Raw genomic sequence first — 21,566 nt, 5'->3', positions numbered from 1 at the left:
GCGTCTGGCTCCCGCCTGAAAAAATCGTGCTTCGATCCGTACACGCATGAAACCTGTCTCGCCCGGAACAGCGTGCTCGCAAAATTCTCCGCATCCTTGAGCCTCAGAAACAGAAGCTCACATCGGAGAACGATCATGTACGGAGAAATCAAGAAATTCCGCAGTGATATCGGCATCGGCATCATCGCCGCCGAGGACGGTCACGCCTATCGCTTCAAGCACGATGAAATCCTCAATCGCCACGCCGATCTCGAAGGACAGGAAGTCCATTTCGAGCTTGGCGATCTCAATGCGCGCGACATCATCGTGCTTGCCGGATCGCCGTGGTCGGCGTTCGGCGGCGTCGCTCTCTGAACTTTGCGGAGGGAGACGCGCCATGGCAGCCAAGCTCGATCCGACCGACATTCCGCAAGTCGCAGCATCGGATCTCAATCGTCCGATGCAGATGCTGATCGAAAAGGGCCAAGGACTGGCCCTTCTCACAGGTTTGAGCGAGCACGATCTGCGCGAACTCGAGACGTCTCTCTGGTCGGACTTTCAAACGGACCCGAATACTCGCGTCGCGATTGCGCTGCGTCTGCGCGCGCTCGTCGATGTGTTCGCGGCGCGCCGCCTCAAAGACATGCTGCTTGCGCGCGGTTTCAAGGTGATCCCGGCCGCGATCGCCGCGGCATCGAAGGAACGCCTCAACACGCGCTTCGGATTCAACGCCCAGCGCCTGCTGCTCGCGATCGATGCCGCGACCGCGCCGAAGCCGCAGCCGGTCATCACGATGCCCGCGATGCAGACGGCCGCGTGAGCCTGTCACGAGCGGAACTGCCGCCAGCGACGCGTCCAACTAATCCTTGAAACATCGAACAAACATGCACCTCGAGAGGCGACGATGGCGACAGACGCGAGTTTCAAAATCAAGGGCGGAAAAGTCGGAATTCTGCTGCTGCATCGGCTGTGCGGAACACCCGTCGAGATGCGTTTCGTCGCCAGCGGACTCGCGAAGCAAGGCTATACTGTTCTTTGCCCGACACTTGCCGGTCACTGCGGCAGCGAAACCGAGTTGAGGGCAACGTCGTGGACGGACTGGTATCGCAGCGCCGAGATGGCGCTCGATGAACTCCGGCAAGAGTGCGACGTCGTTATCGTCGGCGGTCTGTCGGCAGGCGCGGTGCTTGCGGTTCTGCTCGCCGCGAAAAATCCCACGAAGGTCAACGGAACTGCGCTGCTCGCGCCGACGCTCTGGCTCAACGGCTGGATGATCCCGTGGTACGCGCGGCTGTTTCCTCTCGTTCGCTTCAAGTGGTTCGCGAACCTGATGAGCTTTCCGCATCACGATCCGCACGGCATCAAGGACGAGCGCATTCGCGACTTCATCCAGCGGGCGCGGGCGTCTCGCGGCACCTCGGAAACCGGCAATCCGTCAACGCCGGGCGGCGCGGTGTTCGAGCACCGGAAAATGGTGAGCGCGGTGCGCAAGCTCGTCTCATACGTCCGCCAGCCGACGCTGATCGTTCATCCGCTTGAAGACGACTACGCCGCGATGAGCAACGCGACCTATCTCCGCGACAGCCTCGGCGGCCCGGTCGATCTCGAGGTCCTCGACGACTGCTATCACATCGTCACGGTCGATCGGCAGCGCCACCTCGTCGTGGACGCGATCGATCGCTTCGTCGCCAACCTGACCGGCGTCACTGCCGAAGCGCACAGCGATGTCAGAGCCCTGAGCAACGTCTCGGCCGCCTGATCAAGTATCTGATATAATTATATAAATTAAAAACTTGAGCTGCTTGCACGCGTGTTCCTGCCGGAACAGCGGCGGCGGCATGGACAGGGCAATCTGCAGTCATCGCCGGAGAAGACCGGCATCGAGATCCAACGAAACCGGCTCAGGCCCTCAGGAGGCTCCAATGACGAAGATCACCCTCACACTCGCCGCCGCACTGCTGGCCGGCACCACGTTGACCAGCGCCGCCAACGCCGGCGGTCTTCGCGTCGGCTTCGGCTTCCCCCTCGGTTCCTTCATCGCCCACTCGGCGCAGAACTCGATGGACGATGGTTACAGCCGCCGGTACGAGCGCCGCCGCCGCGTGTACGAGGCCGAACGTGCTCCGGTGCGCAAAGCCAAGCCGGTCAGCAAAGTCGCATCCGCGAAGCCGGTCGCCAAGCCTGCATCCAGCCAGGTCATCACGACCGCGAAGCTCGAAGACAAGCTCTCGAGCGATCCGGCCACCACGACGGAAATCGCCAAGACGAGCGACGTGACCACGGCATCGACAACGCCGGCTTCAACGCCAGCTCCGGCCGCAACAACGAACACGACGACAGCCGAGACCGCGAAGGTCGAGAAAGTCGCGACGGTCGACAAGACGACGACGGAGGCGAAATCGAACACGTCCGAGACGGCGCCTGCGAAGCAGATCTGCCGCCGCTACTCGGCAGCGATCGCCGGTCTGGTCGACGTTCCCTGCAACGAATAACGAAACCGGAAGCGGCATCGCACCTGCTTCCGGCTCGATTGGGACAAACAGAAACAGCCACGAATTCGGCCAACGCCCTCAAGGAGGAGGACAGGTCATGGAACTCGCAGCCAACATGCCAGCCGCCGCAAGCGCTCAACGCACGGCTTCCAAGCGCCCACGCTCACGCCGCCGTCCGGTGCCGATGGTGATGAAGCTCGCCTACCGCAATCTCTTTCATGATCGCATGAGCTTCTTCGTGACGATCGTCGGCATCGTCTTTTCTGTGGTTCTCGTCGCCGTGCAGTCGGGCATCTATCTCGGCTCGCAAAAGAAGATTTCGGCGATCATCGATGCGGCCCCCGCCGATCTTTGGGTGATCCCGCTGGGCACGAAGAGCTACGACGATCCCTCGTTCCTTTCGGGACGCGAGCGGCACATGGTTCTCTCGACGCCCGGCGTCGAAAGCTCGGAAGACATGGTCGTGTCCTTCTCAAGCTGGCGCAAGCCGCAGGGCGGCCGCAATACGATCCTTCTGATCGGCACCGCAGGCGATAGCCCGAAGGCGCTGCCGTGGAACATCGTGCAAGGCAGCCGCGCAGCGCTCGAAGCGCCCGGCACCGTCGCGATCGATCAAAGCTATTTCAATGATCTCGGCGTCAACGGTCTCGGTCAGCACGCGGAAATCAACGGCGCGTCCGTCGAGCTTGTCGCGATCACGAAACGCATCCGCTCGTTCACGACGCTGCCCTTCGTCTTCACCTCGATCGAGGAAGCGCGCCGGCTCTCAGGCGCCGAGCAGGACCAGGCCTCCTACCAGCGCGTCATGCTGACGGCGGGCGCCGATATCGAAGCGGTGCGTTCCGCCATCGAGCAGCGTCTTCCCGATACGGAAGTTCTGACCCAGGATGAATTCCGCAAGCGCAGCCAGAACTACTGGCTGTTCCAGACTGGCGCCGGTGCGGCGTTGATCGCAGGCGCTCTCCTGGGCCTGATCGTCGGTATCGTGATCGTTGCTCAGACGCTCTATTCGAGCACGAAGGACCACATCAACGAGTTCGCAACGCTGCGTGCACTTGGCGCCGGTGCGGGCTACATTGTAAAGGTGATCCTGATGCAGGCCGTATTGTCGGGGCTGATCGGATATGCACTCGGCATGATCCTGGCGTTGGCGGCGATCCGCGGCGCTCAGGACACCAAGTTGACGATCATCATGACGCCGGGACTGGCAGGCGGATTGTTCGCCGTCACCGTCGGAATGTGCATATTCGCTGCGATCAGCGCCATCATCAAAGTCGTCCGGATCGACCCGGCCGTCGTCTTCAGCCGCTAAGCCCGGAGAGCAACAATGTCCACGCCAATGAACAGCAAGGTCATTCTGGAAGCCCAGGGCATCGTGAAAGTGCTCGGCACGCCTCCGAACGAAGTCAAGGTTCTGAAGGGCATCGACCTTCAGCTCCACACCGGCGAACTCACGCTGCTGATGGGCCCTTCGGGTTCGGGCAAGACGACGCTTCTGTCGATCCTCGGCTGCATCCTGTCGCCGACGCAAGGCAAGCTCGAAGTCGCCGGTTTCCAGACGCATGATATGAACACGGAAGAACTGGCGAACCTGCGCCGCAAGCACGTCGGCTTCGTGTTCCAGTCCTACAACCTCGTGCCGACGCTGACGGCGGTCGAGAATGTGATGCTGGCGCTCGACCTCCGAGACCTCAAGGGTCCGGACGCCTACGATCAGGCTGCAGAGGCTTTGGAAGCGGTTGGCCTCGGCCATCGCATCAACGCCATGCCGTCGAAAATGTCGGGCGGCGAGAAGCAGCGCGTTTCAATCGCCCGTGCGCTTGCCGGTTCGCCCTCCGTCATCCTCGCCGACGAGCCGACGGCGGCGCTCGATGCCAAGAACGGCATGGCCGTCATGGAGCTATTGGCAAAAGTTGCACAGGACACCCGTCGCGCGGTGCTTGCCGTCACCCACGATCACCGGACGCTGCAATATGCAGACCGCATCATAACGATCGACGATGGTCGTATCGCGGGTTCGGAGCGACCGAAGCTCTCGGGCAAGGAAGTGCAAGTCCCAGCGCATTGAAAGTACTTTTACTTCCGCAGCTTACGAGATCTGGCGGGAGCGTTTTCGACGTTCCCGCCCCGGTCCAATCGCCGCGCATGTATGCCGCCCCGCCATCTGGACCGGCAAACGCATTTGTGTAGGATGCGCGCCAGCCCAACACCCATCAGAAATAATTCAAGGAATTTGAACCCATGGCGGGGTCACAGGCGAACACGTCCGCAGCCGCTGGCCAATTGATGGCAGGTAAACGCGGTTTGGTCATGGGCGTCGCCAACAACCGGTCGATTGCCTGGGGCATCGCCAAGGCCTGCGCATCGCAGGGCGCCGAGATCGCACTGACGTATCAGGGCGACGCGCTGAAGAAGCGGGTCGAGCCACTCGCGGCCGACCTCGGCACGAAGCTGGTGCTGCCGTGCGACGTGACCGACGCGTCGTCGATCGACGCCGTCTTCGAGACGCTGAAAAAGGAATGGGGCGAACTCGACTTCCTCGTTCACGCCATTGCTTTCTCCGACAAGAACGAGCTCGACGGGCGCTACGTCGACACCACGGAAAAGAACTTCACGCAGAGCATGCTGATCTCGTGCTTCTCGTTCACCGCGCTCGCCCAGCGCGCCGAGAAGCTGATGCCGAACGGCGGATCGCTGCTGACGCTCACCTATTACGGCGCCGAAAAAGTCATGCCGCACTATAACGTCATGGGCGTCGCGAAGGCGGCTCTGGAAGCGAGTGTGCGCTATCTCGCGGCCGACCTCGGCCGCAACAACATTCGCGTCAACGCGATCTCAGCTGGCCCGATCAAGACGCTGGCCGCGGCCGGCATCGCCGACTTCCGCTACATCCTGCGCTGGAACGAATATAACTCGGCGCTGCGCCGCAACGTCTCGATCGAGGATGTGGGAGGCGCGGGCCTCTATCTCCTTTCCGATATGTCGCGCGGCGTGACGGGCGAAGTTCATCATGTCGACAGCGGCTATCACATCCAGGGCATGAAGAACGAGGACGCTCCCGACATCTCGGTCGTGAAGAGCGACGAGACTTGAGCGACCGCGTTGCGACGGCACGTTTAAAGCCGGGGCTGACGCTCTATCTCATCCGACACGGCCAGACCGACTGGAACCGGGATGCGCGCTATCAGGGCCAGCGCGACATTCCGTTGAACGACATCGGCCGGGCGCAGGCACGGCGTCAGGGCGACGCCTTGAAAGCGCGGCTCCCCGGCATCGCCGCCGCGGATTTCGTTTCGAGCCCGCTTGGACGTGCCATCGAGACGATGCAGCTCATGCGCGCGGCTCTCGGCCTCGATATCGATGGGTACCGTACCGACGCGACCATCCGAGAGCTGAGCTACGGCCACTGGGAAGGCGAATTGGCCTCCGAGCTGTCCGCTAAAGACCCCGACGGCGTCGCGGCCAAAGCGTCCGATCCCTTCGGCTGGCAACCGACTGGCGGCGAAAGCTACGCGGAATTGCAGGCACGCATCGCAATCTGGATCGAAGGTCTGGAACGCGACACCGTTGCCGTCACGCACGGCGGCGTCAGCCGCGTCGCGCGCGGCGCAGTCCTCGGCACCGATCCCGGCCTCGTGCCATTTCTTGAGGTGCCGCAGGACAAAATCCTGGTTCTGCGCGACGGCGTCATGAACTGGCTCTAGTCAGCGCTTGAAACGCAAAAGAGCCGGAGAAGCGGCTCCCCGGCTCTTCGGCATCCGTTGACGGATGCATGCTGAAAGACCCCTCGACCGCGGATGCTCCAGTCCGGGAGGAACGGTCTTTTAAACGCGCTACGAGAGTGCGTTTCGCGACGTCCGAAACGTCCGATCTTTCGATGCGACGCGGGCTGCAGTCAGGCAGCAATCACGTGCTCGGTCGGGTTGCAGATCAAAGCGAATACAAAGCTACGGCTGCCGCCAGCCCTTCTCGCGCTTGGCGAAAAAGGGTGGCGAACGCGCACTGTGGCGGAGTTAATCTGCGTCGCGGAGACTTGTCACGCGCTTTACCGGTGATGCGGGCTTGCCGCCTTTCGCCGCCGCTCCTAAGAAAGATTGTGACGCAACCCGGCAACACAATTGTTGCAGTGCCATCGCTGTCGATGCGCGGCCGGGCTCACCATTCGAGCGAATGATCAGGCGATGTCTCACAACACCTTCGGCCACCTCTTTCGCGTAACGACGTGGGGCGAAAGCCACGGCCCCGCCATCGGTGCGGTCGTCGACGGCTGCCCGCCCGGCGTGGCGCTCGACGAGGCCGACATCCAGGTTCATCTCGACCGCAGGCGGCCGGGGCAGTCGCGCTTCACGACACAGCGCCAGGAAGCCGACGCGGTGAAAATCCTGTCGGGCGTTTTCAACGATACCTCGGGCCGACAGGTCACCACCGGCACGCCGATCGCGCTCGAAATCCAGAACACGGATCAGCGCTCCAAGGACTACGGCGACATCAAAGACAAGTATCGTCCGGGGCACGCCGATTTCACCTACGATGCGAAGTACGGCATCCGCGATTATCGCGGCGGCGGACGTTCGTCGGCGCGTGAGACGGCATCGCGCGTTGCGGCTGGGGCCGTCGCGCGCAAGGTTCTCGGCGGCGTGACGATCCGAGGCGCGCTCGTTCAGGTCGGCCCGCACAAAGTCGATCGCGCGAACTGGAATTGGGACGAGATCGCGAACAATCCGTTCTTCTCTCCGGATCGGAAAGCCGTGGAGACTTGGACCGAGTATCTCGACAAGGTCCGCAAGGCCGGTTCGTCCGTCGGCGCGATCATCGAAGTCGTGGCGGAAGGCGTGCCCACGGGCTGGGGCGCACCACTCTACGGCAAACTCGATCAGGATCTCGCCAGCGCGATGATGTCGATCAATGCCGTCAAAGGCGTCGAGATCGGTGCGGGCATGTCGGCCGCCGAACTGACTGGCGAAGAGAACGCCGACGAAATCCGCATCGGCAACGACGGCAAGCCGAACTTCTTGTCGAACCATGCGGGCGGCATACTTGGCGGCATCTCGACAGGGCAGCCGATCGTCTGCCGCTTCGCCGTCAAGCCGACGTCGTCGATCCTGGCGCCGCGCAAGACCATCGACAAGCAGGGCCACGATACCGAGATCATCACGAAGGGCCGCCACGATCCGTGCGTTGGCATTCGCGCCGTTCCCGTCGGCGAAGCGATGATGGCGATCGTGCTCGCCGATCACTTCCTGCGCCATCGCGGCCAGACGGGCCGTTAAGCTTTTCGCTGAATTGCGGCCTCGCTAACGCATTGCGCCTTGCCTAGCGCCGGAAGACGGCGACGACTTCGACGTGTGCGGAATAAACGAACTGGTCGATCGGCGTTACGGATTCGATTTTGTAGCCGCCGTCGACGAGATGCCGCGCATCGCGCGCCAGTGTCGCCGGATTGCATGAGGCCGCGACGACGGTTTTGACCTTCGACCTTGCAAGCCGCTGCGCCTGTGCTTCGGCTCCGGCGCGCGGCGGATCGAAAACGATGGCATCGTGCTCGTTGAGTTCCAGCGGCGACAACGGCTCGCGAAAGAGATCGCGCACGCGCGCGGTAATCGGCTTCAAGCCCGTCGCTTTTTTTGCCGCTGCGTTGAGCGCCGCAATGGCCGGCTGATTACCATCGAAGGCCAGAACTTTCGCGCGGGCTGCGAGCGGAAACGTGAAGGCACCCACGCCGCAGAATAAATCCGCGACGGATTTCACTTTGCCGACGGCGACGAGAATTCTTCGCGCCATCTCGGTCTCGGCTTCGGCGACGGCCTGCACGAAACATCCTGGCGACAAAACCACGTCGGTGGTGGCGAATGTGAGAAACGGCGGCAACGTCTCGACGACGACATCGTTGCCGATGGCGAGCCGCGCGAGTTGCAAAGCGCTGGCTTCCGACGCCAGCCGGCTACGAACATCGGGCGTCAGCTTGCGCTCGATCCCATCGAGCAGCACGTCGAGACCCGACTTCGTGGCTGTTACGGTCAGGCGCGCGCCGAGCTTGGATATCAGCGGGGCTATCAGCGTTTTGAGTGCCGGAATCGCGGCGACGATCTTCGGATCGAGAACGGGGCACTCCGTGATCGCGACCAGCGCATGCGACTGGGCTTCATGAAATCCGATCGCGACGCCGTTGTCGCTGCGTTCGGCGGACAGGACCGCACGGCGTCGTTTGCCGCCCGGCTCGACGAGATCGCCGACAGTCACATCGAGCCCGCGCGCCGCGAACGCGGAGACGACGAGATCGCGCTTCCACGCACGATAAACGTTCGACGACATATGCTGTACGACGCAGCCGCCGCAGGTTCCGAAATGGCGGCAAACCGGCTCGATACGATCCGGACTTGGCTGCAGGACGCGGAGCAAGCGCCCGCGCGCACCATCGACATCGGCAATCACACGCTCGCCTGGCAGCGCGAACGGCACGAACACAGGTGCGCCGGTGGTTTCGGCGACGCCGTCGCCCTGCGCGCCAAGTCGTGTGATCAGTAGCTCGCACTCGTCAGACATCGCGGCGCGCTCCGATCAGAAATTCGATGTTGCCGGAACCCCCAGAGATTGGAGATTCCATCTCGCCGATGACGCGCCAGCCGGGCTGTTGCTGAAGCCAGGCGCGAACGGAATCGACAGCGTCACGACGCGCCGCTTCATCGCGAACGATGCCGCCGCCGCCAACGCGCTCGCGCCCGACCTCGAACTGCGGCTTGACCAACACAACGAGCCACGCACCGGAGGCAGCAAGCGGCAAGACGTGGCCCAAAACTTTTGTCGCGGAAATAAAGCTGACGTCGATGACGACGGCTCCGACGGGAGCCGGAACATGCTCGCGGGTCAGAGTGCGAGCATCGCAGTTCTCGAGCGACACGACGCGCGCGTCGGATTTCACATCGTCATGCAACTGCGCGCTGCCAACGTCGACGGCGAAGACCTGTGCCGCGCCGCGTTCGAGCAAAACCTGCGTGAAACCTCCGGTCGATGCGCCGACATCGAGCGCAACAACGCCCGTCGCATCAAATCCGAACTGATCGAGAGCCGCAGCGAGCTTTTCGGCTCCGCGCGATACGTAGCCGGGAGCATCCTTCGAGACTTCGACGATCTCCGGCTCTGCAACGTCCATCGCGGGCTTACGGCACGGCTCACCCGCAACGCTGACGAAGCCCCGCCGGATCAGATCTTGTGCGCGCGCACGCGACGGCGCCAGTCCGCGCGCTACGAGTGCCAAATCAAGCCGCATATATTTGCCGATGTTTGCATCATTGATTATAGCTGGATTGCTTCCCACTTAGCCGTATCTGAAATTGGAGGGAAACTCATGAGACTCGTATTTGCCAGCGCAATTCTTGCATTGGCATTCCCTATAAGCGCATTGGCGGATGGCGAACGCACGCCGGCACCCCCGGGGGCCAAGGTGTTTATCATCGAACCGGCGGATGGCGCGACAGTTACCAGTCCCGTCACCGTGAAATTCGGCGCCGAAGGCGTCGAGATCGCACCGGCCGGCACCGACAATCCTAACAGCGGGCATCATCATCTGCTCATCGATTCCGCCATTCCGGATTTGAATTCCGCGATCCCCAAGGACGAGCATCACGTCCATTACGGCAAGGGACAGACGGAAGCGATAGTCGAGCTTAAGCCCGGCAAGCATACGCTGCAGCTTCTGCTCGGCGATAAAAACCACATCCCGACCGATCCGCCGGTCGAGTCTCCGGTCGTCACCATCACGGTGCAGTAATTTCCAGCGAAGCCCGGTGCTGCCGGGCTTCGTCCATGCCTTTTTATCCCACGAAAAAGAATTGCGTTACGCGCGCTCGCCGACGACGTCTGCGCGTCCGAGCGCGGCGAATACCGTTTTCACGATTCCTGACGCATTCAGACCCGCATCTTCGTACATCACTTCCGGCTTGCCGTGATCGATGAACACGTCGGGCAGCACTTTGGTGCGCACGCGCAGGCCACGGTCGAGCAAGCCTTCATCCGAGAGGAACTGCAAAACGTAGCTGCCGAAGCCGCCAACGGAGCCTTCCTCGACCGTCACGAGCACTTCATGATTGAGCGCGAGGTCGCGGATCAGACGCGTATCCAGCGGCTTGGCGAAACGCGCGTCGGCGACCGTCGTCGATAGCCCGAACGATTGCAGCTGATCGGCCGCCTTCAGGCATTCCGCGAGCCGCGTTCCGAGCGAGAGCAGCGCGACCTTGGAGCCTTCGCGAATGATGCGCCCCTTGCCAATTTCGAGCGCGACGCCCGATTGCGGCAGATCCACGCCGACGCCCTCGCCGCGCGGATAGCGCAACGCGCTCGGCCGGTCGTCGATCGCGACCTGCGTCGCGACCATGTGAACGAGTTCGGCTTCGTCCGCCGCCGCCATGATGACGAAATCGGGCAGGCAACCGAGATAGGAGATATCGAATGAGCCCGCATGCGTCGCGCCATCGGCGCCGACAAGTCCGGCACGATCGAGAGCGAAACGCACCGGCAGCTTCTGGATCGCGACATCGTGCACGACCTGATCGTAGGCGCGCTGCAGGAACGTCGAATAGATCGTCGCGAACGGCTTGTAGCCTTCCGTCGCCAACCCGGCTGCGAATGTCACCGCGTGCTGTTCCGCAATGCCGACGTCGAACGTCCGCTCAGGGAATTCCTTGCCGAAATAATCGAGCCCCGTGCCGGACGGCATCGCCGCCGTGATCGCGACGATGCGATCGTCCTTGCGCGCTTCCGCGATCAGGCTGTCGGCGAAAACCTTGGTATAGCTCGGCGCGTTGGGCTTCGGCTTGACCTGCGCGCCGGTGACGACGTTGAATTTGTTGACGCCGTGATACTTGTCGTCGGCAGCTTCCGCCGGCGCGTAGCCTTTGCCTTTCTTCGTCACGACATGCACGAGGATCGGCGCCTGCTCGGCATCGCGGACGTTTTTCAAAACCGGAAGCAGCTGGTTGAAGTCGTGACCGTCGATCGGGCCGACGTAATAGAAGCCAAGCTCTTCGAACCATGCACCGCCCTGCCAGATGTGGCGGGTGTATTCTTCGACGCGGGCGGCGCGGCGCTCCCATTGCTTCGGAAGCATCTTGGCCAACTGCTTGGCGTAATCGCGAAGATGCAAATACGTGCCGCTGGATGTGGCGCGCGCGAGATAGGCCGACAGCGCTCCGGTGGGCGGTGCGATCGACATATCGTTGTCATTCAGGATGACGATCAGGCGTTCGTTGCGCGCGCCTGCGTTGTTCATCGCTTCGTAGGCCATGCCGGCGCTCATCGCGCCGTCACCGATCACTGCGATGACGTTGTTCGAGCCGCCGCTGAGGTCACGCGCGACGGCCATGCCGAGCGCCGCCGAAATCGAGGTCGAGGAATGCGCGGCGCCGAATGGATCGTAGGGACTCTCATCGCGCTTCGTAAAACCCGACAGCCCGCCTGGCTGACGCAGCGTGCGAATGCGATCGCGCCGACCCGTCAGAATCTTGTGCGGGTACGCCTGATGTCCGACGTCCCAGATCAGACGGTCATCCGGCGTGTTGAAAATCCAATGGAGCGCGACCGTCAGCTCGATGACGCCAAGGCCTGCGCCCAAGTGGCCGCCCGTCACCGAGACGGCGTCAATCATTTCCGCGCGCAATTCGTCCGCCAGCTGCGGAAGCTGATCTTCAGCGAGCTGGCGAAGCTCGTGAGGTGTCCCGACGCGATCGAGTAACGGTGTCTTGCTCACGGAATTATCCCAACTTAACGGAAAGTCTGCCGATCATCGCAACCTGAGGGAAACAAGCGGATGCTCATGCCGTTCATAGCGCTGATCGGTGCGCTCCCCAACGGGTCGGACGCTCAAGATGAATAGTGCGCGGGCTTGCCGCACGGGACTATGTACTACATTCTCTGCGCGGGCGAAATTTTTACGTCGCAGCTCAAAATGGCGCGCCATTATCCTTGTCTAGCGGGGTCGTTCCCTTCGGCGTTCCGTCGGCCCCCAACGTCAGTTTTTCGACTTTTGCTTCGGCCGCCTTCAGCAGGCGGTCGCAATGATCGCGCAGCGCTTCGCCGCGTTCATAAATCGTGATGCTTTCCTCGAGATCGACATCGCCACGTTCGAGCCGCCCGACGATCGCTTCGAGTTCTTTGAGCGCGCGCTCGAACGTCATCGCCTTGATGTCGTCGAGCGTCTTGGCCGGTACTTTCGGTTCGGTCATGAATTTTGCCCTGCGGCTCTATCGTGTTGGCGTTAGCGTCTTTTACTCAGGAGCCGGCCTGCATCAACGCCGAGACGTGTACTGCGACGGATTGCGCGAGTCCCCTGAGATCATACCCGCCCTCGAGAATCGATACGAGTCGGCCATTTGCATGACGGCGTGCGACCTCCGCCACCGCGTCGGTCGCCCAGCGAAAATCATCCTCGACGAGTTCCAGCCCGCCGAGCGGGTCGCGCTGATGCCCGTCGAATCCGGCCGAGATCATAATCAGGTCTGGCGCAAAATTATGGAGCGGCGCCAGAATTCGATCTCGGAACGCCTCCTCGAAATGATAGCGGCCGTCGCCTGCCCTGAGGGGCGCGTTGAAGATATTGCCGGCACCCGTCTCCTGCAATGCGCCAGTTCCTGGAAATAGCGGCATCTGGTGCGTCGAACCGTAAAACAAATTTTTGTTCGACCAGAATATTTCCTGCGTGCCGTTGCCGTGATGGACGTCGAAATCGACGACCGCGACGCGTTCGACGCCGTGCTTCGCACGTGCATAGTGCGCGGCGACCGCGATGTTGTTGAACAGACAAAATCCCATCGCGAGATTGCTCTCGGCGTGGTGCCCCGGAGGGCGGACCTGGCAAAAGGCGTTAGCGGCCGCACCGCTGACGACATGGTCGACGGCGTCGAGCCCGGCACCGACGGCACGGCGTGCCGCTTCCCAACTGCCGGGCGACACGACCGTGTCGCCATCGATGTGGTGCTGGCCTTCCTTGACCGTTTCGGCGAACCGCTTGAGCCCCTGCACGTAGTCCTGCCGATGCGCCAGCGCGACGAAGTCCAGATCGTCGTCCCGCAACGGCGCTAGCTTGCGATCCAATTTGGCAAAGCTGGCGTCGCTCAAAAACTTGTCGATCGCACGCATCCTGTCGGGACGTTCGGGATGGCCCTCGCCGGTTTCGTGATTGAGAAAGGCCGGATGCGTTATGAGAAGCGTGGTCATGAAGCCTGCCGTTTCTTGATATTTTTTTGCCGTGTAATCAGCTGAGGTTCGAGTACGGGGCCACCGTCACGCCGGGCGGCGGTCTACTATCGGCCGGAACGAAAAAGTCGGGCGCCAATGGCACCGATGGATCGACGCGATATTTTTCGAAATCCGTGACGCCGCCAACGGAATGAAGGAATGTATCGTCGATGAGAAAATTGCCGGTGAACGCCTTCGCCGGTTGCTGAAAAACAAGGTGAGCGGCGTCGGCGACGATCTCGGGAGAGCGGCTCATGTGCATCATCTTATCGCCGCCCAGGATGTTGCGTACGGCGGCCGTCGCGATGGCAGTGCGCGGCCAGAGGGCGTTGACGGCGATACCGTCGCTTTTCAATTCATCGGCGAGGCCGAGCACGCAAAGGCTCATTCCGTACTTCGCGATCGAATAAGCGACGTGACCCGAGAACCACTGCGCCTTCATGTCGAGCGGCGGCGACAACGTCAGAATGTGCGGGTTTTTCGCTTTTCTGAGATGCGGCAGGCACGCTTGCGAAACGAGAAACGTTCCGCGCGTGTTGACGCCGAACATCAGATCGAAACGCTTGATGTCCGTTTTGTCGATCGGCGTCAGGGAAATCGCGCTGGCGTTATTGACGCAAATATCGATGCCGCCGAACGTGGAAACTGTCTGCTCGACGGCGCGCTGAACCTCGTCTTCGCGGCGAATATCGCAGGCGATGGCCAACGCCTTGCCGCCGGCGTCCTCGATCTCTTTCGCAGCGGTATGGATCGTGCCTTCGAGCTTGGGGTTGGGATCGGATGTCTTCGCGACGATCGCGATGTTGGCGCCGTCACGCGCCGCGCGTTTCGCGATCGCCAGTCCGATGCCGCGACTCGCGCCCGTGACAAAGAGGGTTTTGCCCTTGAGCGACGCCATTCTTGTTCTCTCGTTTTGAAGCGCGATCGGGGGGCATGCTAGCGCGCCGCAGGCTCGGGCGTAAGAGTGCGCTACACAGGTTTGCGGAAATTGGGGGATCGTTTTTCAAGAAACGCGGTAAATGCCTCGAGCGCTTCGGGCGAAGACAACCGCTCGCGGAAGGCGACGACCTCTTTGTCCGTTTGCTGTAAAATCTCGGCAGTATTGCCGCGCATGAGGCTGCGCGTCACCGCGAGAGCTTCGGGCGGCATACTTGCGAGCCGCCGCGCCGCCGTCAAAGCCGTCTCTTCGAGCCTATCGAACGAAACGATTTTGTTGACGAACCCCGCGTGCACGGCCTGCTCGGCAGAATATGTTTCACCCAGCGCCAGCATTTCAAAGGCGCGCGCATAGCCCATGCGACGGGGCATGAGCACGCTAGATCCGGCTTCCGGAACGAGACCGAGACTTAGGAAGGGCGTTGCGAACGTCGATGACGGCGTTGCGTAAACGAGATCGCACTGAAACAGCATGGTCGTTCCGACGCCGATTGCCACGCCGTCGACCGCTGCGATCAGCGGCTTGCGGATCATGGGCAGCAGATAAACGAAACGGCGCACGTTGGCGCCGAGATCGCCGGTGCCCTGTGCGGTTGCCAGAAAATCACCGAGATCGTTCCCAGCGGTAAAGACACCGGCCGAGCCCGTGATCAGATGGACGGCAATCGCGGGATCGTTATCGCCTCGGTCGAAGGCGTCGCACAGGTCTCCATACATGGCGCTGGTCAGCGCGTTCTTTTTTGTTGGCCGCGTCAGGCGCAAAACCTGGACGCCCTCGGCGACTGAAATTTCGACGTCGCCCGTCATGCGAAAAGCGGCCCGTGTGCATCGACGAGCACGGACTGAGCACCCCCTTGCACGGTTTCGGAAAGCCCTGCAGCTTCGGTCAGCAGATTTTCCGCGAAGAAGCGCGCGAGCGCGACGCGCGGCGACGAAGCATCCTCGGACAGCGCACCCTTCGCGAGATAAGTGCCCCCTGCCGTCAGGCTCATCAGGCGCAGATAGGGCGTCGCCGACGCCAGCGCAGCCTCGGGCTCGCTTTTCAACATCAGGCCCATCCACAGCGTTGCGGTTTGAAGGCCGGTGAGCGCTTCGGTCAGCCGCTGCGCCATGCGCCCGAACTCGGGCCGGTTGGAGGCGCGGACTTTCGCGATGACGTCCGCACGCTCGGCAAGGTACGCGCTCACCACGCCGCCGTTTGCGAGCGGCAGTTTGCGCGTGACGAGGTCGATCGCCTGAATGCCGTTGGTGCCTTCGTAGATCGGCAGGATGCGCGCATCGCGAAGATACTGCGCGGCACCGGTTTCTTCGACGAAGCCCATGCCGCCATGCACCTGCACGCCGAGCGACGCGACCTCATTGGCGATATCGGTCGAGAACGCTTTGGCGAGGGGCGTCAGCAGCGCCGCCTTGTCGAGCGCGGCCTTGCGCTCGGATGGATCGTTCGACAGACGCGCGATGTCGTGCTCTCGCGCCGTCGCGAAACAGATCATGCGCGCGGCTTGCGTCAGCGCTTTCATCGTCAACAGCATGCGGCGAATGTCGGCGTGCTCGATGATCGGGCTCATGCCGCTCGATCCATTCGACGCGAGGCTTTTGCCCTGGCGGCGCTCCCTGGCATAGGCGATCGCGTGCTGCGTCGCGCGTTCGGCCACGCCCACGCCTTGCAGGCCGACGCCCAGCCGCGCCGCGTTCATCATCACGAACATGGTCGCGAGGCCGCGATTTTCCTCGCCGATCAGATAACCCGTCGCGCCGCCGTTCTCTCCGAATTTCATCACGCACGTCGGGCTGGCCATGATGCCGAGCTTATGCTCGACCCCGGCGCAGACGACGTCGTTGCGTTCGCCGAGCGATCCGTCGTCGTTGACGAGAAACTTCGGAACGAGGAACAGCGAGATGCCGCGCGTTCCGGCCGGCGCGTCGGGGCGGCGCGCGAGCACGAGGTGGATGATATTCTCCGCCATGTCGTGCTCGCCGTAGGTGATGAAAATCTTTGTGCCGGTGATGCGGTACGTTCCATCATCCTGCGGCACGGCGCGCGTCGTGAGCGGCCCGAGATCAGAGCCTGCGTGCGGCTCGGTCAGGTTCATCGTGCCGGTCCATTTGCCCGCCACCATGTTCGGCAGATATTTGGCTTTGATCGCGTCGGAGCCGCCCGCCTCGATGGCGTGGATCGCGCCCTGCGTCAGCAACGGACAGAGCCCGAACGAGACGTTCGATGCGTTCCATATCTCGCCCACCGCCGCCGAGACGATCTCCGGCAAGCCCTGCCCGCCAAACTCCTCGGCGCAGGGCAACGAGCTCCAGCCGCCTTCCGCGAATTGCCGGTACGCATCGCGAAAACCGGGCGGCGTCGTGACGGAGCCTGCGGAAAATTTCGATCCCGTCTTGTCGCCTGGCGCATTGAGCGGTGCTAAGACTTCGGCGCCGAAGTTTCCGGCTTCTTCGATGACGGCCCGTATCGTTTCGGCATCGAGCCCGGCATAAAGCCCGCGACGAAGAAGATCATCGAAACCAGCTGCCGTCTTGAGCGCGAAAACGATGTCGTCTACTGGAGCCTGATAAGTCATGGGTGGTGTCTCGGGCCTCTGCGTGTTTGCCGAACACTATGCTTGATGCGAAGCCGTAGCAAACCGGGTGATGGACGAATGCAAGGCAGGATCGTGCCTGCGAACGCGGAATGGATCGAGGAAGCCGGCGGTCTGCTCCGCTCGGGCGCCCTCGTGGCATTTCCGACAGAAACGGTCTACGGCCTCGGGGCGGACGCGACCAACGGAGAAGCCGTGGCGCGCGTTTTTGCCGCCAAGGGACGGCCGTCGTTCAATCCGCTGATCGTCCACGTGCTCGGGTTGGAACAGGCTGTCATCATCGGATCGTTCTCGGCAACGGCGCGGCGGCTGACGGAAGCTTTCTGGCCGGGGCCTCTGACGCTCGTCGTGCCACGCATCGAGACGACGGACGTCAGCGATCTTGTTTCCGCGGGCTTGCCGACAGTGGCGCTCAGGTCTCCGGATCATCCGGTTGCGCGCCAGTTGCTCAAGGCCGCGCAACGGCCGATCGCCGCTCCCTCCGCCAATCTGTCAGGCCATGTCAGCGCAACGCGTGCCGAGCACGTCGCGGCGGATCTCGGCGACAGAGCCGCTGTCATTCTCGACGCCGGGCAAACGCCGCGCGGGCTGGAATCGACCGTCGTCAGCCTCACGGGCGCGGCTCCCGTTCTGCTCAGACCAGGCGCGATTTCCGCGGACGCGATCGAGAAGGTCCTCGGCGAGAAAATCGCGCGCGCCAGCGAGAGCGGCGAGCATCTGACCTCGCCCGGTCAGCTCAGAAGCCATTACGCGCCGAACAGCAGAATTCGATTGAATGCCACGGCGTGGGAACCGCACGAAGCGGTGCTCGCCTTCGGCGCGGTCGAGCAGCATCCTGCAAAGGCAACGATCAACATCAGTCCGTCCGGCGATCTGATCGAGGCGGCGGCGAACCTGTTCGCGGCGCTACGCAAGCTCGACGGCAGCGGCGCAGCGACCATCGCCGTCACGCCCATTCCGGCTCACGGTCTCGGCGAAGCCATCAACGACAGATTGGCGCGAGCGGCCGCGCCGCGCGATTGAAATCTTGAAATTCTCAGCGTCCGACGATGATGCGATCCACGACCGGTCGCAACAGCGGGCTATCGATGGCGAACGTCTTGAACGACGATTGCGCCGACTGGACGAGGTGCGGGACGGACGGCGCGAAGGCCCAGACGGCGCCGTACATCAGAACGGTCAGCGTTCCGTTCACGATCAGATACCGACGCAACATCCTCGCACCCTGACGCCCGTTAACACTTCCTTAATCAAAACACGGACGGGCGGTCAGGCACAACCCCTTGTTGGCCATTTTCAGTGGGTGATCGGAAGTTGGTGAACACGGGCGGGATCAGCCGGAGATCGGCAGCGCGCGCCGCCCCGCTGTCCTGATCCAGTTCGTTACAACCGGCCTCAGCCGCAGCGAAGGCTTTTCAACGAAGCGCCACGATGCGATCGCCAGCGGCAGCACGATTGCGAACGCAACCAGCGTCAGCACGACCGGTGATATCGCGGGGAACAGCCAGAGAAGCGCCTGCTGGACGGGACCGGCAAAGATGTAGATGCCGAACGATGCGTCGGTGCGATTGCAGAGCCCGCGCAGCGGTCCCCAGGTTTTCGTCGCAGCCCACAGTGCGCCGTAACCGAGAAAGAGCATGGCACCCACTTCCGCGAACGACGTCTGCACGGAGGCGACAAAAATCAGAAACAGCGGCAGCAGCAGCGCGGCGGATATCCGCAGATAGTCGCGCAACAGATAGGCCAGCACGCCACCGTAGAAGTAAACGACGAAGTAGCGGAGGTTCTGCGTAAAGCCGTAGTCGTCCGGATTGGCCGGCAGCGATAGCGAGACGGTCGCGACGATTGCGCCAAGACCGGCAGCCGCGAACCAGCGAAGCTTCTCGTCGAACAGGCCCGCAATGCCGAGCAGGCCGAGCGCGACGTAGCAAGCCACTTCGTATTTCAGCGTCCACAAGGACGAGTTGACGTAGTCCGCATAGGCATTCGTTTCAAAAACTCCCGGCAGCGGCGCGGAGCCGGTTGCGAGCGTCAGCGTCTTGACGACGTAGCCGTAGAGTTCCGTGCTTTTGAAGTACGCGCCGGCCGGCAGCGTCGAGACGACAGGTCCGAGCACGAACGCGACGGCAAGCACGCAGACGATCAACGCCGGAAAAATCCGCAGCCCGCGCGCGACGGTGAAATCGACAAGGCTGCGGCTGCGATCGAAGCTTTGTGCGACCATCACGCCACTCAGGATGAAGAAGACGCGTACGGCACATTCGCCAAGCGAGCGGCCGAGCCAAGGTTGCAGCGGCTCCGCTGCCGACGTTCCCGCTGCGTAGAGGTAGCTGTGCGAGACGAGCACCAGCGTCGCCATCGCGAAGCGCAGGACGCCGAAGCTGTTGCGGTCGGGAGAAAGAATGTCGGCGAGACGTGGCGAGCTGGCGAAATGCGTATGAATTGTCATGGCGTCCGGGCGTGCTGGATTGAACTGTCAGCACGCGGCGACGCACGGTCCGTGCCAGCGCGGTTAACGGCGAACACACGCCGACGCTGGCTGCTTAACGCTTCACTCTATCCTGCACCAAAACGAGTCTCAGGCTGGCGTTTCCGGCTCTTTTCTGGAAGGCCAGCTTGCGCCCATCCAGTCGTCGGTGCCGAACAGCCAGTACCAGAAGCCGTGCCGGCGCTGGTATCGTGCCACGACGAAACGGTTCATCGTGTCCATGTGGGCGTTGATCTGATTGAGCGTCTCGACCGGCAGCGCCGCGTCGCGATCGACCTCGGCGATCCGGTTCAGAATGTTGGCGACATCGGTCGCGGAGTCGGTTCGCCACTGGTCCATCGATCCGGCGAGCGTGTGCTGGTTCTGGTTGAGCTTCATCAGCGCATCGTGCAGCTCGGAGAGATCGTTCGCGTACGCCTGATATTTTGCGGCCGCCGTTTCGATCTCGCCCGTCAGGGCGCGCTCGACACCCGCGACGCGTTCGGCGAGGTTCGTGGTGACCTGCGCGACCATGCGATGCTGATCGTCGAGCCTGTTGGCGAGGCCGTTGATGTGTTCGAGACCGGCAACCAGCGTTTCGAGGCGGCCGCCGTCCGTCGTCGTCGACAGCGCACGCTGCACGTCGCCATGCAGCTTGTCGAAGCGTTCGCCGAGTTCGCCGCTGCTGTCGCCGCGACGCTGCTGATCACCGAGAAGCGCTTCCTCGATGATGTCGAGGCGGCTCGAAATCGGCTTCAGATCGACGGCGTTGCGCAGCTCCTCCACGGTTGCGCCATTGGACGGCGCTTGCTCACGAATGGAGCCTTCGAGGTCCTGCAGTCGCTGCGAGAGCACGCTCCAGGATTGCGACATCTCCTGCAAACGGAGTTCGAGGCCCGCCTCGATATCCTCGAGCTTGGTAACGAGGGATTGGTCGGAGGGCACGGATGCGCCGCGCGTTTCAAGCACCGCTTGTTCCAGCGTTCCGATGCGATCCAGCAGGACGCTCTGGCGGTGGTCCTGGTCGCCCTGATGCGCTTGCGCGTCGCGTCCGAGATCCCGCACAAGGCCCGAGATGATGTGGCGTTCGTTGGAAAAATCCTGGCTCAGAGCGCGAACCATTTGCTCGAGCGCCTCGATGCGCGAATTCTGCAGCGCATCGGTGGGGCTTCCCAAGCTGTCGCCGCGATAAGACCGCGTCTGGTCCGAAACGTAGCGAACACCGCTCGATGCCGTGTAGCGCAGATCGGCGTTGGATCGCGTCAAGGGCGGCAATGGCTCGCTGACGTCGCGCAGCGGAGCGCGCGCTGCAAAGCGCAGTATGATATCGGAGCCCGGCAAATCAGAGCGATGATCGAGCAGCACTTGCAGAAGGTCATCGACGTCGGCCTCGGAATTGCGACGGCTCGCAGACGCGGCAGCGAGGCGCAGCAGATCGGCGAATTCGTCCGAACGTCGCGGCGACACGGAGCCGTTGCCGCCGGCGGGCGGAATGTCTCCCGCAACGATCGCCGCCGTCTCGCGCCGGAGCGACGGCACGCGGATGCCGCGCGCCTCGAGCGATGCGATCGCGGCATCGATACGCGTCATCGCGTTGAGGAGATGCTCGATGCGGACTTCGCCGGCGCGATGGGCGACAGCAACGTCGTAGGCGAGATTGCAGCAGGCGAGCACCGTTTCGTCGACGAGGATCGGACCGGCGCGATAGACGCCGCGCTTTCCGTTCTGCGCCGCCTGCATCTCGGCAGGCGTTACGAGTTCCGCCGGAGTGCCCGTCCACGTCTGCGGAGTCCTGAGATCAAGATCCTCGCCCCTGTATGCCATTACCTCGTCTCCCATCACGCGCGCGCTCTCAACGCACCAACATCACCC

General features: G+C 62.5%; 22 protein-coding genes. 11 read left to right on the top strand and 11 right to left on the bottom strand.

Features of this window, described 5'->3' with window-relative positions:
* Positions 1-135: 135 nt before the first annotated feature.
* The 9 genes from HYPGJ_RS04645 to aroC all read left to right on the top strand — a co-directional run bounded on the left by HYPGJ_RS04645 (position 136) and on the right by aroC (position 7,741).
* Positions 136-354, top strand: a complete 219-nt coding sequence (locus HYPGJ_RS04645; protein WP_013215924.1) for a hypothetical protein — start codon at positions 136-138, stop codon at positions 352-354.
* 22 nt (positions 355-376) lie between these two features.
* The gene (locus HYPGJ_RS04640; protein ID WP_046846108.1) at positions 377-799 is read left to right on the top strand and encodes a hypothetical protein; all 423 of its coding nucleotides are present in this window, start codon (positions 377-379) and stop codon (positions 797-799) included.
* Positions 800-883: 84 nt separating this feature from the next.
* Positions 884-1,738 carry an alpha/beta fold hydrolase gene (locus HYPGJ_RS04635; protein WP_046846107.1) on the top strand — a complete coding sequence of 285 codons (855 nt, stop codon included), beginning with the start codon at positions 884-886 and terminating at the stop codon, positions 1,736-1,738.
* 163 nt (positions 1,739-1,901) lie between these two features.
* Positions 1,902-2,471 carry a hypothetical protein gene (locus HYPGJ_RS04630; protein ID WP_046846106.1) on the top strand — a complete coding sequence of 190 codons (570 nt, stop codon included), beginning with the start codon at positions 1,902-1,904 and terminating at the stop codon, positions 2,469-2,471.
* A gap of 97 nt (positions 2,472-2,568) precedes the next feature.
* Positions 2,569-3,783 carry an ABC transporter permease gene (locus HYPGJ_RS04625; RefSeq protein ID WP_244466013.1) on the top strand — a complete coding sequence of 405 codons (1,215 nt, stop codon included), beginning with the start codon at positions 2,569-2,571 and terminating at the stop codon, positions 3,781-3,783.
* A gap of 15 nt (positions 3,784-3,798) precedes the next feature.
* Positions 3,799-4,539, top strand: a complete 741-nt coding sequence (locus tag HYPGJ_RS04620) for an ABC transporter ATP-binding protein (RefSeq protein ID WP_046846105.1) — start codon at positions 3,799-3,801, stop codon at positions 4,537-4,539.
* 173 nt (positions 4,540-4,712) lie between these two features.
* Entirely contained in the window at positions 4,713-5,564 is an 852-nt protein-coding gene (gene fabI / locus HYPGJ_RS04615; RefSeq protein ID WP_013215930.1) for an enoyl-ACP reductase FabI, read from the top strand.
* Positions 5,561-6,175 carry a histidine phosphatase family protein gene (locus HYPGJ_RS04610; protein ID WP_046846104.1) on the top strand — a complete coding sequence of 205 codons (615 nt, stop codon included), beginning with the start codon at positions 5,561-5,563 and terminating at the stop codon, positions 6,173-6,175. Before fabI ends, HYPGJ_RS04610 begins: the two co-directional genes overlap by 4 nt.
* Before the next feature lie 477 nt (positions 6,176-6,652).
* Complete coding sequence (gene aroC / locus HYPGJ_RS04605; protein ID WP_046846103.1) at positions 6,653-7,741, top strand: chorismate synthase; 1,089 nt, start codon at positions 6,653-6,655, stop codon at positions 7,739-7,741.
* Between the two features lie 43 nt (positions 7,742-7,784).
* Here the strand turns inward: aroC and HYPGJ_RS04600 are convergent, their stop codons facing one another.
* Together HYPGJ_RS04600 and HYPGJ_RS04595 are read right to left on the bottom strand one after the other, a co-directional pair.
* Positions 7,785-9,014 (bottom strand): class I SAM-dependent RNA methyltransferase, encoded by a 1,230-nt coding sequence (locus HYPGJ_RS04600; protein WP_046846102.1) that lies wholly within the window; start codon positions 9,012-9,014, stop codon positions 7,785-7,787.
* The gene (locus HYPGJ_RS04595; RefSeq protein ID WP_046846709.1) at positions 9,007-9,738 is read right to left on the bottom strand and encodes a TlyA family RNA methyltransferase; all 732 of its coding nucleotides are present in this window, start codon (positions 9,736-9,738) and stop codon (positions 9,007-9,009) included. The genes HYPGJ_RS04600 and HYPGJ_RS04595 overlap by 8 nt, the downstream gene beginning before the upstream one ends.
* 78 nt (positions 9,739-9,816) lie before the next feature.
* Between HYPGJ_RS04595 and HYPGJ_RS04590 the strand changes: the two genes are divergently transcribed.
* The gene (locus HYPGJ_RS04590; protein WP_046846101.1) at positions 9,817-10,239 is read left to right on the top strand and encodes a DUF4399 domain-containing protein; all 423 of its coding nucleotides are present in this window, start codon (positions 9,817-9,819) and stop codon (positions 10,237-10,239) included.
* Positions 10,240-10,305: 66 nt separating this feature from the next.
* Here HYPGJ_RS04590 and dxs read toward each other — a convergent pair whose 3' ends face one another.
* The 6 genes from dxs to HYPGJ_RS04560 all read right to left on the bottom strand — a co-directional run bounded on the left by dxs (position 10,306) and on the right by HYPGJ_RS04560 (position 17,209).
* A complete protein-coding gene (dxs, locus tag HYPGJ_RS04585) occupies positions 10,306-12,213 on the bottom strand; it encodes a 1-deoxy-D-xylulose-5-phosphate synthase (protein WP_046846100.1) in 1,908 nt (635 codons plus the stop codon).
* Positions 12,214-12,406: 193 nt separating this feature from the next.
* Positions 12,407-12,688, bottom strand: a complete 282-nt coding sequence (locus HYPGJ_RS04580) for an exodeoxyribonuclease VII small subunit (protein ID WP_046846099.1) — start codon at positions 12,686-12,688, stop codon at positions 12,407-12,409.
* A 46-nt stretch (positions 12,689-12,734) separates the two neighbouring features.
* Positions 12,735-13,679, bottom strand: coding sequence for a histone deacetylase family protein (locus tag HYPGJ_RS04575; RefSeq protein ID WP_046846098.1), 945 nt, complete (start codon positions 13,677-13,679; stop codon positions 12,735-12,737).
* A gap of 37 nt (positions 13,680-13,716) precedes the next feature.
* Complete coding sequence (locus HYPGJ_RS04570; protein ID WP_046846097.1) at positions 13,717-14,598, bottom strand: NAD(P)-dependent oxidoreductase; 882 nt, start codon at positions 14,596-14,598, stop codon at positions 13,717-13,719.
* A 71-nt stretch (positions 14,599-14,669) separates the two neighbouring features.
* Entirely contained in the window at positions 14,670-15,443 is a 774-nt protein-coding gene (locus HYPGJ_RS04565; protein WP_046846096.1) for an enoyl-CoA hydratase-related protein, read from the bottom strand.
* Positions 15,440-17,209, bottom strand: a complete 1,770-nt coding sequence (locus tag HYPGJ_RS04560; RefSeq protein ID WP_046846095.1) for an acyl-CoA dehydrogenase — start codon at positions 17,207-17,209, stop codon at positions 15,440-15,442. Before HYPGJ_RS04560 ends, HYPGJ_RS04565 begins: the two co-directional genes overlap by 4 nt.
* 78 nt (positions 17,210-17,287) lie before the next feature.
* Between HYPGJ_RS04560 and HYPGJ_RS04555 the strand changes: the two genes are divergently transcribed.
* Positions 17,288-18,250, top strand: a complete 963-nt coding sequence (locus tag HYPGJ_RS04555; protein ID WP_046846094.1) for an L-threonylcarbamoyladenylate synthase — start codon at positions 17,288-17,290, stop codon at positions 18,248-18,250.
* Between the two features lie 13 nt (positions 18,251-18,263).
* Here HYPGJ_RS04555 and HYPGJ_RS04550 read toward each other — a convergent pair whose 3' ends face one another.
* From HYPGJ_RS04550 to HYPGJ_RS04540, 3 genes are all read right to left on the bottom strand, one after another.
* Positions 18,264-18,443, bottom strand: a complete 180-nt coding sequence (locus tag HYPGJ_RS04550; protein ID WP_046846093.1) for a hypothetical protein — start codon at positions 18,441-18,443, stop codon at positions 18,264-18,266.
* Positions 18,444-18,560: 117 nt separating this feature from the next.
* Positions 18,561-19,676 carry an acyltransferase gene (locus tag HYPGJ_RS04545; protein WP_046846092.1) on the bottom strand — a complete coding sequence of 372 codons (1,116 nt, stop codon included), beginning with the start codon at positions 19,674-19,676 and terminating at the stop codon, positions 18,561-18,563.
* A 129-nt stretch (positions 19,677-19,805) separates the two neighbouring features.
* Positions 19,806-21,518 (bottom strand): hypothetical protein, encoded by a 1,713-nt coding sequence (locus HYPGJ_RS04540; RefSeq protein WP_046846091.1) that lies wholly within the window; start codon positions 21,516-21,518, stop codon positions 19,806-19,808.
* Positions 21,519-21,566 lie beyond the last annotated feature (48 nt).

The sequence above is a fragment of the Hyphomicrobium sp. GJ21 genome, assembly GCF_001006785.1.
In the GTDB taxonomy this organism is placed as follows: Bacteria; Pseudomonadota; Alphaproteobacteria; order Rhizobiales; family Hyphomicrobiaceae; genus Hyphomicrobium_B.
Note: the sequence above shows the minus strand (reverse complement) of the source record. Positions and strands in the feature narration are given on the sequence as shown.